The following is a 13182-nucleotide window of genomic DNA, read 5'->3' as shown; positions in this document are numbered from 1 at the left end:
TCCAGATGTTAAAGCCTGCTGATAAGCCCGGAAATCCCTTGATTTCCGGGCTTATTCTTTTGCAGTGCGCGGGACAATCACAGCAAGAATAAGTGCGCCTTCCCTTACCATCCACGGCGTAATAACGAGCGGTGATATCTCTCGCACGAGACTTGCGACGACGCTTTTCGCGATGATCGTTTTTTCGTTTTCTCAGACAGCTTCACGCAAGGCCCGCCACCTACTCTCAGTCGTATGAAGGATAACGAGGATTCCAGATGAGGAATTTCGGCAGCAGAGAGACCGCGTTTGCGGAAGTGAGTGCAGAGGCAGCCCGCCTCAGCGCCGCTTCTGACCGCCGTATCAATGTGCGCGGATTCTCTGGGGGAGCCGTCCGTCCGTTGCCAACGACAATCTGGTCTATTTCGCCGGCCTCGCTCCGACAGGCTATTCCGACATTTCCAGCGTCCTCGGCCGATCTGCCGCGCTAAACGAATAGGGTATCGAGTCAGTCATGTCGCTTACAACAGCTCTCAACAACGCGCAGGCAATATTCAATAATACCGGCACGCAGAGCAGCGTGGTGTCGAACAACATCGCCAACGCCAACAATACGAATTATTCGCGGCGCCAGGCAATGTTGACCACCGACATGGCCGGCGCACAGGTGGTGCAGATCTCGCGCAGCAGTGAACCTGCACTGCAGAAGGCCTATCTCAGCTCGGCGTCGTCGGATTCGGCGCAGCAACTGCTCCTGAACGCCTACAGCAATCTTCAGTCGGCAACGATTGGCGGCAACGACAACGAAATTGCGCCGGCGACCTATCTGTCTGCATTTCAGGATGCGATGCAAAATTACGCCGGATCGCCGTCCAATGCCACGGCGGCCCAATCCGCGATCAATGCAGCCCAGAGCCTGGCCACATCTCTCAACAATGCCACGACGGCGGTACAGGGCGCCCGCGCCGACGCCGACAAGCAGATCAAGTCCGACGTCGATACGCTGAATAGCCTTCTCAAGCAGTTCCAGACGGCCAACGAGGCGGTAAAATCGGCCACGGCGGCTGCCAATCCCACGTCGAGCGCGCTTGCCGACGCGATGGATCAGCGCGATTCGATACTGAACCAGATCTCGAAGATCGTTGGCGTGACGACGGTGACGCGCGGCAACAACGACATGGCGCTCTATACCAGCAGCGGAACGACTCTGTTCGAGACCATTCCGCGCACGGTGACGTTCAAGTCGACGGATACGTATACGGCGGCCACTCCGGTCCCCGGCAACAGCGTCTATATCGACGGCGTTGCTCTGACCCCGGGCCAGAGTGCGAATACGACGGCGCAGGGCACTCTGCAGGCGGCGCTTCAGATCCGTGACGACGTTGCGCCGACCTACCAGAAGCAGCTCGATGAGATCGCCAGAGGGTTGGTTACGGTCTTTGCGGAAACGAACAGCAATCCTTCCAAGCCTACATTGCCGGGTCTTTTTACCTGGAGTGGCGGCACTATTCCTGCCAGCGGGACCGCGGTCACTGGCTTGGCCGGCTCGATCACCGTTAATTCGAAATTAATCACATCCCAAGGTGGCGACCCCACGTTGCTGCGGGATGGTGGTATCAATAATAGCGCGACTGAGACCGGTTATACGAAGAATACCAGCGGCGGCAGCGGCTATTCCACACAGCTTGATGCCTTCATTACGGCAATGAATGCGAAGATGGCGTTCGATCCTACCGCAGGCTCCAGCACCAATGCCAGCCTGATGGATTATTCAGCCAGCTCCATTGGCTGGTTGGAAGGCCAGCGCAGCACGGCGACGACCGCGGCGGAAAATACGTCCGCCGCTCTTTCGCGCTCTTCGGGCGCCTATTCGAATGCGACCGGTGTCAGTCTCGATGAAGAGCTGACACTGATGATGGATATTGAGCAGTCCTACAAGGCTGGAACAAAGATACTGAACACCGTCAACCAGATGCTTCAAGCTGTATTGGACCTTGCGAGCTAAGCCATGAAACTCTCTTTCATTTCGAGCACAGCCATTCAGAATGCCATGCGGCAGACCGTCCGCCAGGCGCAAAATGAGATGACGAGCGCCTCTACGGAGGCGACCACTGGCGTTTACGCCGATATCGGTGTTTCGCTCGGCGGCAGCACGTCGCTCAATGTGAACCTGACGCGGGAAGTGTCCCGTATCGACTCGATCCTCAGCAGCAATTCCATTGCCAACCAGCGGATGACAACCTCGCAGACCGCCCTGACCGGCATGGGCACGCAGGCGCAGAAGCTGATGGATCAACTGGTGGCGCTGAGCGGCAACACCGACGGCAGCAGCGTCGCCCTGGCGCAGCAGGCGGCGTCATCGACCCTGTCGAACGTCATCGCTTCCGCCAATACGATGGTGAACGGCGAATATCTCTTTGCCGGAACCAACACCGACGTTCAGCCGATGACGGATCAATCCGCTACAACGAACGCGGCTATTCAATCGGCACTGACGACCTACATGGCCGCCCAGTCGCCGGCGGTAACCGCAGCGACCATATCCGCAGACCAGATAACGGATTTCATCAAGACCAAGGTCGAGCCGATGTTCACGTCCGACCCCAGCTGGTCGAGCTGGTCGAGTGCGTCCGATCAGAATATGACCAGTCGTATCAGCAATTCGGAAGTCATCGAAAGCTCGACGAATGCGAATTCGTCCGGCATTCGGTATCTGGCGCTGGCGACCAGCGTGACCAACGCGCTCATGGGCACGCCTCCCGGTCTCAATCAGAGCGCCGTGAACGCGGTCACGAAGCAGGCCATCAGCTATACGCGTCAGTCGGTTGACGGGCTGAACAGCCAGGCAAGCCAGCTCGGCCTGTCGCAGTCGCGCCTTTCGGATGCGAATACGACGCTCAACGCTCAGAAGACCATTCTCACCACGAGCATTGGCGACCTGACCGGGGTCGACCCCTACGAGGCGTCGACCAAGGTCAACAGTCTCCAGACGCAACTCCAAACGGCTTACACTATTGTTTCCAAGATCCAGCAGTTAAGCCTTGTAAATTACCTTTGATGATCAAAGGGACGTAATGACCAGGAAGGATGCATGAATGTATCAGTTCTCATATGCGGAAGTCATGCAGGACGCTGTGGCCGACGCCAAGGAACGAGAACGGCAAGTTCTGGACCGGTCGATAGCTCTTCTCTCCGCGGCCCGCGATGCGGAAAAATACGGTCGTGAAGCGATCGAGGCTCTCTTCTATACGCGTCGCGTATGGGTGAGCTTCGTCGACGACCTTAAAAGCCCGGAGAACCAGCTCAATGTCGAACTGCGTGCCAACCTTATCTCGATTGCCATCTGGATTTTGAAGGAATGCGATCGAATTCGGCTGCGCCAGTCGGAAAATTATCAAGGCATCATAGATGTCACCACCATCATCAGGGATGGACTTAAATGAAAAGTACGCTTCGCATATCGCTCAAAGCCGGGGAAAAGATCTTTATCAACGGGGCCGTCCTGCGTGTCGATCGCAAGGTTGCTCTGGAGTTCCTGAATGATGTGACATTCCTGCTCGAAAACCACGTGCTTCAGCCCGAGGAGGCGACAACGCCTCTGCGCCAGCTCTATTTCATCGCGCAGATGATCCTTATCAATCCTGAGGGCAAGGAGCAGTCGACGGCGATGTTCCGCAAATCGATCGTCATGCTGCTGTCGTGCTTCCACAATGAGGAAGTGCTGGCCGAACTCAAGCGCATCGACGGGCTTGTCTCCACCGGCCGCGCCTTTGACGCGCTGAAGGCGATCCGCAGCCTGTACGCGATAGAGGATCAGATTCTGAACAGCCAGGAAATGCCGGCGGCAACGATCGAGCACATCCGCCGGGAGATCGCTCCATGGCAGCGGTAGATAGCGTCGCCAGCAGCACCAACTCTCCGAACACTGCCAGCAATGCTGCCGCCGCATCCTCAAAGGCTACTTTGAACTACAACGATTTCCTGCAGCTCCTCATCGCGCAGATGAAGAACCAGGATCCGACCAGTCCGATGGATGCCAGCCAGCAGATTTCCCAGCTGGCGAGCTTCTCCCAGGTGGAGCAGCAGATCCAGACGAACTCGCATCTGGAAACCGTGCTGCAGAACCAGTGGATCTCGCAGGCCTCGGATTACATCGGCAAGCAGATCATGAGCGCCGACGGCAAGACCACCGGCACGATCAAGCAGGTAAGCGTCTATACGGACGGTATCATTGCCGAAACCAATGCCGGCGACAAGATTCTGATCCAGGCCGGCGTGACGATCGCTCCGGCGGGCACGACCATTGATACCTCGCCCACGTCGAGCGATAGTAGCAACAGTGATTCGTCGTCGAATACGGATCAGACCAGCGGCACATGACGTGCCGCTGAACCGGGAGCGGACAGATTATGAATGAAGCCGATGCATTGGATATTTTCCAGGCGGCAATCTGGACAGTGCTTGTGGCTTCCGGTCCGGCTGTCATCGCCGCCATGGTCGTCGGTCTGGTCATCGCGCTGATTCAGGCGCTCACCCAGGTGCAGGAGGCGACCTTGACCTTCGTTCCGAAGATCGTCGCCGTCATGGTCACGATCGGCATCTCGGCGCCATTCGTCGGTGCGCAGATTTCAATCTTCACCAATCTCGTCTTCTCCCGCATTCAATCGGGTTTCTAGGATAAATCTGAAGGCCATTTCGGCCTCCGGATCACGCGCATCGATGGCATCGGCCATGCTCGCGCAAGCTTCGGCCTTTAGAGGTCGGTTCCAATAGGGCAGGCGGTTCAGCCGCTTGCCTCCTCTCATGAAGAGACGGAACCGGTCGATGGCACAACCACCCGCAATAGCACTCCCCAAAGCCAATCCTAGCGTCCGCGATATCGGGTTTGCCCTCGGCATCATGGTCATCCTGTGCGTGCTGTTCCTACCGATTCCGCCGTTTCTGATCGACCTTGGATTGGCCTTCTCGATCGCCTTTTCCGTGCTGATCCTCATGGTGGCGCTCTGGATCAAGAAGCCGCTGGAATTCTCGTCCTTTCCAACGATCTTGCTGATCGCCACGATGACGCGCCTGGCGCTGAACATCGCCACGACCCGCGTCATCCTTTCGCACGGTTATGAAGGGCATGATGCCGCCGGCGGCGTCATTGCCGGTTTTTCCAGCCTTGTCATGTCGGGCGATTTCGTCATCGGCCTGATCGTCTTCCTCATCCTCATCACCATCAACTTCATCGTTATCACCAAGGGTGCGACGCGTATCGCCGAAGTCGGCGCCCGCTTTACCCTGGATGCCATCCCCGGCAAGCAGATGGCGATCGACGCCGACCTTTCGGCCGGTCTCATCGACGAGAAGGAAGCGCAGCGTCGCCGCCGCGAACTGGAAGAGGAAAGCTCCTTCTTCGGTGCGATGGACGGTGCGTCCAAGTTCGTACGTGGTGACGCGGTTGCCGGTCTTCTGATTACCTGCATCAACGTCTTCGGCGGCATCATCATCGGCTATTTCCGTCATGGCATGCAGATCGGCCAGGCTGCGGACGTTTTCGTGAAGCTTTCCGTCGGCGACGGTCTGGTGTCGCAGATGCCGGCCCTCATCGTCTCGCTCGCTGCCGGCCTCCTCGTTTCGCGCGGTGGTACCTCTGGCTCGACCGACCAGGCCGTCGTCAATCAGCTGAGCGGCTATCCGCGCGCGCTCGCCGTCTCTGCGGTCCTCATGGGCATCCTGGCCATCATGCCCGGCATGCCCTTCCTTCCCTTCGTTTTCCTCGGCGGTCTGATGGCCGCCGGCGCCTGGTTCATTCCGCGCCAGATCGAAGCTGAGAACAAGCTTCGCCGCGACGCCGAAGAGCAGAAGGTGATGCAGACGAAGGAAATGGAAAAGGATTCGGTCAAATCGGTGCTGAAGACCGCAGAGATCGAACTGGCGCTCGGCAAGATCGTCTCCACCCGTCTGCTCGGCGCCCATCAGGAACTGGCTTTCCGCGTCGGCAAGATGCGCAAGAAGTTCGCGACGCAATACGGCTTCGTCGTGCCGGAGATCAAGGTGATCGACGACATGGCGATTGCCGACAAGTCGTACCAGATCCGCATCCATGGCACGACGATCGCCTCCAACATGCTGCGCGTCGGCGAAGTGCTCGTCGTCACCGGTTCCGGCCGCAAGCCGACCGTCCCGGGCGACGAGATCCGCGAGCCCGCTTTCGGCATGCCGGCCTTCTCTGTCCTCGAAGCCTTTGCCGAGGATCTGAAGCGCGAGGGCTTCCAGCCAATCGACAATGTCTCCGTCGTGCTCACCCATATGAGCGAAGTCATCCGCAACAACCTGCCGGCGCTGCTGTCCTATAAGGACGTGAAGGTCCTGATCGACCGTCTCGATCCGGAATACAAGAAGCTCGCCGACGAAATCTGCTCGTCGCATATGTCCTATTCCGGCTTGCAGGCCGTGTTGAAGCTGCTGCTTGCCGAGCGTGTCTCGATCCGCAACCTGCATCTCATCCTCGAAGCCGTTGCGGAACTGGCGCCGCATGTGCGCAAGACCGAGCAGATTGTTGAGCATGTGCGTGTCCGCATGGCGCAGCAGCTCTGCGGCGATCTGGCCGATAACGGCGTGCTGCGCGTCCTGCGCCTTGGCAGCAAATGGGACCTCATCTTCCATCAGGCGTTGAAGCGCGACCAGAAGGGCGAAGTCGTCGAATTCGATATCGATCCGCGCAGCCTGGAAGAGTTCAGCGAGCAGGCGGGCAAAGTTATCCGTGAATACATGGACCGGGGCATGCCCTTCGTTCTTGTCACGTCGCCGGAAACGCGCTCCTATGTGCGCATGATCATCGAACGCCTGTTCGCGACGCTTCCGGTCCTGTCGCATGTGGAATTGGCCAAGGGGATCGAGATCAAGATTCTAGGTTCGATTTCATGATATCAGATCCCCAGGGGACCATTCTGGCGCTGTTCGTCGCCTTCTGTCGCATCGGCGGCTGCATGATGGTCCTCCCGGGATTTTCCTCTGGCCGCGTTCCCCCGCAGATCAGGCTGTTGCTTTCCGCGGCCCTGACGATGGCGATCCTGCCGTTGCTCTGGAACACGATCTATCCTGAGGTGTCGAAGGGCGATGCGAACTATATCGGCCTCATCTTCACCGAAACCGTCATCGGATTGATGTATGGGATGATGGCTCGCATCTACACGCTGGGCCTGCAGTTTACCGGCACGGTCATATCAATGCTGATCGGCTTCAATGCGCCCGGCGGTGCCGACCTCGTCGAGGAATCGAATGAGACATCGCTCACCAGCCTCATTAGTTTTTGCGGGCTGATGATCCTCTTCATTCTCGACTTTCACCATTATGTTTTGCAGGCGCTGGTCGATTCCTATTCGGTCATTCCCTTCGGAGGGCATATCGAGCCGCGCGCGGCACTGATTTCCATCACCGACACGCTTGCGACGACCTTCTTCATCATGCTGCGGCTGGCAAGCCCTTTCCTTCTTTACGGCCTGATGTTTCAGATTTCGATCGGTTTCATCAACAAGCTGGCGCCGCAGATCCCGATCTATTTCATTTCCACGCCCTATCTGCTGATGGGAGGGCTGTTTATGCTCTATGTCAGTATTGCGGCGTTGGTCAGTCAGTTTTCCAATGCGTTCCTGACTGTCTTCAACGGGCATTAGCCGTAATGACACAAGGGCGAACACCGATTCGAGTGCAGCCGGAACAAGGCGACCGGCGGGTAGGTAGCGATGGCTGAGAAAAACCGGTCCGAAAAACTGAAGCGCCTCGTCGCGGTACAGCGCCATCTGGAACGGATGGCGGAAAGCGAGCTGGCCGATACCACCCGACAGCGGTCGGAAGTCACCGAATCGATGGAGCGGGTCATGGTCGCCATCGGCTCCGTTGATCCCGTTCACATGGCATTCTCGATCCATTACGCCGAGCGCTATGGCCGCCTGATGATCCGGGACCAGCAGCTGGAAAGCATCCAGACGCTCATTCAGATGAAGGTGCAGCAGGAGCGCACCAAGGGCGACAGGCTGGAAGAGCACATGAAGGATGCCCGCGAGCTGGAAACGCGGGAGGCGGACGACAATGCCGTCTACGACATCATCGACCAGCGCTTCGCCGGTGCAACGCCAGCCTCCAGCAAGGTTCAAAAACCATAATCATCGCGATCATGGAACAGGATTCGCAGCGTTGGGTTGCCGATCCGTTTTGACAGTTTGATTCGACATGCCCTGACACGAGCGCTGAGCCGCTCGTGTCAGGGCATGCGAGAGCAGAAGGAGACGTGACATGGCTATTTCGCCTCCGAGTGATTTGGTCCTTGATGTCGTCAAGGCCGCCAATCCCGCCGATGTCGAGGTTGCACAGGCCAAGCTTGCCGCCAACCGCGCCGCTTTTGCCGCCACCAGCCTTGCCGAAAACGGCAACGGCTTCGGTGCGACGGTGGATGCGATGAACAGCGCCGCCACCCAGGCGGGCCTTGCCAATGCCAATACCCATGTCGCCGGGACCAAGGTCCCGCAGGCCTATCGCAAGTTCGAGTCCATGGTGCTGCAGAACTTCGTGAAGAACATGTTGCCGAGCAGCGAAACGCTCTACGGCAAAGGTTCTGCCGGCGAGATCTGGAAGGGCATGATGGCCGAGCAGCTGGGCGATACGATCTCCAAGAATGGAGGCGTGGGCATCGCCGAAAAAATGTACAAGGAACAGGTCGACAAGATGCGCAATACCGGCGCCATCCATGCGGCGACCGACGAGAACGACAAGAAAATGGCGCTCAGCGCGATTACCGATTTTCAGCGCAAGACGCTGGCCGCTGCCAATGCCGATAACGACGGCAACACCAGCATCACCAACCAGAATTCGTTGACGTCCCAGAAAGCATGAGCGAGGTAACAAACATGGAAATGATGTCGCAGGACTATCGGATCAAGTCTGTCCTTGGTCGCCTGGAGATGATTATCGACAATGAGAACAACCGGATCGGCAGCGACCCGGAATTCGATCTCAAGGTATCGAACGCACACAAGAGCCGCTGCCTCTACGAATTGTCGATGCTCTTTCGCGATACCGATCCGGCTGATCTCGCCGCCGCCCACATCGAACAGCTGCATGATCTAAAGAAGAAGCTGGTTCTGAACGCTCGTCGGGTCGAGGCGCATCTCGAGGCGGTTCGTGCTGTCGCCGACATCTTGAAGAATGCCGTGCAGAATGCCGATGGGGACGGCACCTATTCGCAGGAACAATTCCGCGTCCGTGAGGCCGGATGATCAAGCTCGTTATCACCGGCCTGTGGGTCTGCGCCGTAACATTGGCCTCGGTCTATTTTTCGGTGCAGGTGGCGACGGCGCCCGCGATCAGCCCTGACGATGCCAAAAAGGCGCAGCAGGAGCTCGTCAAGGGCGAATCGATCAACGTTCCCGTTATCGCCAACGGCCAGGTGACCGGCTATTTCCTGACGCGCATCTCCTTCATGATGGAGAAGGGCAAGGCAAATGCTCTGCAGATCCCCCTGCCGGAGCTGACGACGGACGAACTTTTTTCGCTGTTGATCGGCAACAAGACGATCGACATCGCTCATGCGCAGAATTTCGATATTGCCGCCTTTCGCGCTGATTTGAAAAAGCGGATGAACGAGCGACTTGGTGGCGACTATGTCGCCGATGTGCTGATAGAGCAGCTCGACTATCTTTCCAAAGAAGAAACCCACGGCGGGGAAACCGTGGGCAAGAGGACGGTCAAACCCGTCAAGATCGTGCAGGACGCGGCAAAGGACAAAGTGCCGGTCGAGTGAGATCTCTGGACGGCAAAGCGATAAACGTAAGCAATTTCTTACATTCTATCGGTATGCCTAACAAACTCCTGATAGCTTCCAGCAAATCCAACCTTCCTTCCTAACGGAAAGTTGGATTTGTCTTGCTATAAACTCCTCCGAGCCATGTCTCCCAGTCGCCGCATCGATGAACGGTGAGGGGCATGCGCTTTATGCGTACTGGCATCATGTGCGTCAGCGATGCCGGGCAGGAGGGTGTTGGATTGAACCAGGTAGCCGATTTTGCCGTCGCCGCGTCACGCCGCATGATCTTCGATCTGCCGGTATGCGATCTCGACTGGGATGACGCGCTGACCTTCGTCAACGAACTCGCTTCCCTGCCGGTCGGACAGACGTCGATCTCTTTCGTCAATGCGCATAACATGCTTATCATGCTGCGCGATGAAACCTACCGTAGTGTTCTCGAGCGCAATCTGGTGCTTCCCGACGGCGTCGGCCTCGACATCGCCTCACGCGTTGCTCATGGCGAACCTTTCCCGGCCAATCTGAACGGTACGGATTTCGTGCCCGCGCTGCTGACATTCATGGAGCGGCCAAAACGGATCGGCCTCTTGGGCGGCAAGCGCTCTGTTGTTGAGAAGGCAGCCGAGAGATTTCGCCGGCATGCTCCCTGGCACCAGTTCGTCGTCGTATCGGACGGCTTCTTCGATCCGGCCCGGAGTAGCGCAGTCACGGCGGAAATCAGCCGCCAGAAGATCGATGTCCTGATCGTCGGCATGGGCACGCCCTTGCAGGAAAAATGGGTCGCCGAGCATGTCGGCCCGCAGCACGCCCGTCTTGTCCTGACCGTCGGCGCCCTGTTCGATTTCATTTCGGAGACTGTGCCGCGGGCGCCAAGCCTCGTGCGCGCGATGCGCAGCGAGTGGCTGTTCCGTCTCGTGTTGGAGCCGGGCAGGCTCTGGCGGCGCTATATGCTGGGCATACCGCTGTTCTTCTATCAGGTTGTCAGGCATCAGTTCGGCCGCAAGGAACGCGTCCTTCGCGCAGAGCCGCATCCATTGCCGCAGCGGCGCATTGCTCCGCCGGACAAATTGGCAAGTTAGAGCATTTCCAGGAAAAGTGAGTAGCGGCTTTCCGTCCGGAATGCGCAAAGAAACAAGAGCTTAAAACGTTTTCGCGATTCGAAGAAAAGCGGAAATGCTTTGGTATTTGCGGGCTTGGCGTTAACTCTTTCTTTGGTATGAAAGTTTAGAGTGGGTTAACCATTTGCATTGGTCTCCGACCATGTGCGCGAGATAGCCCGCCATGTTTGAAAGCAAAGCCAGGACCGGATTTTATCCCTACGACGCGCAAACCTCTGAGGTTTCGCAGCGCGCTGGAACACGTGCCTCTCCTTATGGCGAAGACGATGATTTGGGTAGTGCGATCGGTCTGCGCGCTGCCAACACCGACGATCCGCGTGATGCGGAACTGCGTGCCATCCTGCGCAGACGTTTGAATGGCGACCCCTATCCGGTGTCCGGCCATAGAAGATCGCAGGAGCGCGCGCTAGCAGCCGCACAGGCCGGAAATATCTCCGACGTCTACTATGCGGAACGCCGCCGGTTGCCGGAACGGGTATCGGAACCGGCGCCCGATTTGCTGGAATTCGTGCCCGATCTGCTTGAGGGCATGCCGGAGCTTCCGCCGCAAATCGGCTCCGCTCCCGTTGCCGTTGAACACATGTCGTGGACTGGGCGCCGGTCTCTCAGCCTCCGTGCGCTCAGTTTCGTCGCCGCAACCGCGCTGATGGGGGCGGTCGTTCCCATCTTGCTTGCGCCGCCGCCGCGTTATGTCTCGCAGGCAGTGCTCCATGCGGAAGGCGATGGCCGCGCGCGTCAGGCCCTGTTGGATGTTGCGGCAAAGCGGGTCGTCGCTCCGTCCGTATTGTCCGACGTCGTTGCCAGGATGAAGCTTGATCGCGATCCGGAATTTACCGGCAGCCGGGCGGGTGCCCTCGGCGTTGCCGTCGAGTTGCTTTCCGGCAGCGGCAACGCATCCGATGCGCCGTCGCGCGCGCAGGCCACGCTGCGCAAAGACGTTGCCGTCGAGATCGATAGTCAGACGGGTCTGCTGCGCCTGATCGTTACGTCGGGCGATCCCGCCAGATCGGCCGATATTGCCAACCGGCTGGTTATCGCAACCCTCTATGATCCGAGTGTTGCGAAGGCAGCCGGTACGTCGCTCGGGATTGAAATGGCGATCGATCGCAGCCGCAAGGAACTCGATCGCGCCTCTGCCGCCCTTGCCGAATTCAAGACGCGCTATGGCGAAGACAGGATTACCGCGGCCGAGACACTCCGGCGGCAGCGTCAGCAGCTGGATGTGCAGATAAAGGCAGCCGATCTGGCGTTACGCACCGCCAAGGCCCGTCTCGCAGCTGTCAAATCGGCGACGCCGGCATCGGTGCTGAGTGGCGCATTGTCGGGCGATCTTTCGTCGCCAGGTCTTGATGACCTGCGCAGCCGCTACAACGCCGCAAAGTCACAATTGACACAGCTTTCTGTGCAGCTCGGCCCGCGCCATCCCCGCCTGCTGGCGCAACAGGCAACGGTCGATGATCTCGCGGCCAATATGCGCAGTCAGTTGCAGCGGCTCGCCGTCAGCAGCGAGGCGGACGTGAAAGCGGCTCTGGAAAAGCAGACCGCTCTCTCGGCGCAAATGACGGCTTTCAGTCAGACGGGGAGTGATGTGGACCTCGCTCGCCTCGGGCAACTGCAGGATGCCGTGACGACAGCGCAGACCCGCTACGAGGCCGATCAGCAGAATGCTGGCATGACGATTTCCGAAGTCAGGCCGCCGCTGACGGTATTGTCCCAGGCCGTCGCGGCCGCCGCCCCGTTGGATAACCGGCTCGTGAGCAATCAGGCTGTCGGTTTCCTCATAGGTTTTGGTCTGGCACTCTGCGCCGTATTCCTGCGCAAATGGCTGGCTGGTGCCGCGCCGACAGAAGATCAGGCAGCTGACGAAAGCACCATGCCGGAAGCCTACGCTTTTCGCCATGAGGATGATCTGGAGCCTCAGTTATTGCCGGCGATCGCACCTGAACCACCGGCTGCTCTCGTCCATGATGCGGATCGGCTCGATATTGCGGACGAGTGGGGCCTCATCCGCCAAGAGCTTGCATCGCTGCGTGCCAAGGTCGAAACCTACGCTGTACGCAGACATCCGGACCGCGCCTGATCGTCTCATCGTTTTCCCTTGCAATTACCGCTTTCAGACACCATAGGGCGTTTGCAGGCCATTCCATGGAGTGGATGGCTTGTAGATTGCCAGCGAATTCATGATCGGGAGACGAGCGTGACGACAGTGATCGACGGGAAGAAGGCAGCCGCTTCGGTGATCGAGGCCGTGAAGGCTGCGGCGGCGGGACTTGAGCAGGAGGCCGATGCGAAGACCGG

14 protein-coding genes and 1 pseudogene are annotated in these 13182 nt (G+C 58.5%); all 15 read left to right on the top strand.

Translation table 11 applies throughout. The features are described 5' to 3' along the window. The first annotated feature begins 493 nt into the window (after positions 1-493). Entirely contained in the window at positions 494-1984 is a 1491-nt protein-coding gene (gene flgK / locus FHT73_RS16485; RefSeq protein ID WP_112336517.1) for a flagellar hook-associated protein FlgK, read from the top strand. A gap of 3 nt (positions 1985-1987) precedes the next feature. Beyond that, on the top strand, positions 1988-3037 hold the full coding sequence (locus tag FHT73_RS16480) for a flagellar hook-associated family protein (RefSeq protein WP_112336516.1): 1050 nt from the start codon (positions 1988-1990) through the stop codon (positions 3035-3037). Positions 3038-3074: 37 nt separating this feature from the next. After that, complete coding sequence (gene flaF / locus FHT73_RS16475; protein ID WP_106996633.1) at positions 3075-3422, top strand: flagellar biosynthesis regulator FlaF; 348 nt, start codon at positions 3075-3077, stop codon at positions 3420-3422. Beyond that, positions 3419-3871 carry a flagellar biosynthesis repressor FlbT gene (gene flbT, locus FHT73_RS16470; protein ID WP_112336515.1) on the top strand — a complete coding sequence of 151 codons (453 nt, stop codon included), beginning with the start codon at positions 3419-3421 and terminating at the stop codon, positions 3869-3871. Before flaF ends, flbT begins: the two co-directional genes overlap by 4 nt. Continuing rightward, positions 3859-4359: a flagellar hook assembly protein FlgD gene (flgD, locus tag FHT73_RS16465; RefSeq protein ID WP_112336514.1), complete on the top strand. Its 501-nt coding sequence runs from the start codon at positions 3859-3861 to the stop codon at positions 4357-4359. The genes flbT and flgD overlap by 13 nt, the downstream gene beginning before the upstream one ends. 29 nt (positions 4360-4388) lie before the next feature. Continuing rightward, positions 4389-4655 carry a flagellar biosynthesis protein FliQ gene (gene fliQ / locus FHT73_RS16460; RefSeq protein WP_015338826.1) on the top strand — a complete coding sequence of 89 codons (267 nt, stop codon included), beginning with the start codon at positions 4389-4391 and terminating at the stop codon, positions 4653-4655. A gap of 148 nt (positions 4656-4803) precedes the next feature. Then, on the top strand, positions 4804-6891 hold the full coding sequence (gene flhA / locus FHT73_RS16455) for a flagellar biosynthesis protein FlhA (RefSeq protein ID WP_112336513.1): 2088 nt from the start codon (positions 4804-4806) through the stop codon (positions 6889-6891). Further along, positions 6888-7640: a flagellar biosynthetic protein FliR gene (fliR, locus tag FHT73_RS16450; protein WP_112610970.1), complete on the top strand. Its 753-nt coding sequence runs from the start codon at positions 6888-6890 to the stop codon at positions 7638-7640. The genes flhA and fliR overlap by 4 nt, the downstream gene beginning before the upstream one ends. Before the next feature lie 69 nt (positions 7641-7709). Continuing rightward, positions 7710-8129 carry a hypothetical protein gene (locus FHT73_RS16445; protein ID WP_112610972.1) on the top strand — a complete coding sequence of 140 codons (420 nt, stop codon included), beginning with the start codon at positions 7710-7712 and terminating at the stop codon, positions 8127-8129. A gap of 130 nt (positions 8130-8259) precedes the next feature. Next, a complete protein-coding gene (locus FHT73_RS16440) occupies positions 8260-8856 on the top strand; it encodes a rod-binding protein (protein ID WP_183713051.1) in 597 nt (198 codons plus the stop codon). A 14-nt stretch (positions 8857-8870) separates the two neighbouring features. Continuing rightward, positions 8871-9239 (top strand): hypothetical protein, encoded by a 369-nt coding sequence (locus tag FHT73_RS16435; protein ID WP_015338831.1) that lies wholly within the window; start codon positions 8871-8873, stop codon positions 9237-9239. After that, positions 9236-9763: a hypothetical protein gene (locus tag FHT73_RS16430; protein ID WP_132715837.1), complete on the top strand. Its 528-nt coding sequence runs from the start codon at positions 9236-9238 to the stop codon at positions 9761-9763. Before FHT73_RS16435 ends, FHT73_RS16430 begins: the two co-directional genes overlap by 4 nt. A gap of 242 nt (positions 9764-10005) precedes the next feature. After that, positions 10006-10845, top strand: coding sequence for a WecB/TagA/CpsF family glycosyltransferase (locus FHT73_RS16425; protein ID WP_112610984.1), 840 nt, complete (start codon positions 10006-10008; stop codon positions 10843-10845). 202 nt (positions 10846-11047) lie between these two features. Continuing rightward, positions 11048-12964 carry a succinoglycan biosynthesis transport protein gene (locus FHT73_RS16420; protein WP_183713048.1) on the top strand — a complete coding sequence of 639 codons (1917 nt, stop codon included), beginning with the start codon at positions 11048-11050 and terminating at the stop codon, positions 12962-12964. A gap of 117 nt (positions 12965-13081) precedes the next feature. Beyond that, positions 13082-13182: pseudogene (locus tag FHT73_RS29805) on the top strand (bifunctional methylenetetrahydrofolate dehydrogenase/methenyltetrahydrofolate cyclohydrolase); the annotation flags it as partial.

The organism is Rhizobium sp. BK098 (assembly GCF_014193155.1).
Lineage (GTDB): Bacteria > Pseudomonadota > Alphaproteobacteria > Rhizobiales > Rhizobiaceae > Rhizobium.
The sequence above is the reverse complement of the archived record's forward strand: the minus strand, read 5'-3'. Positions and strand labels throughout refer to the sequence as shown.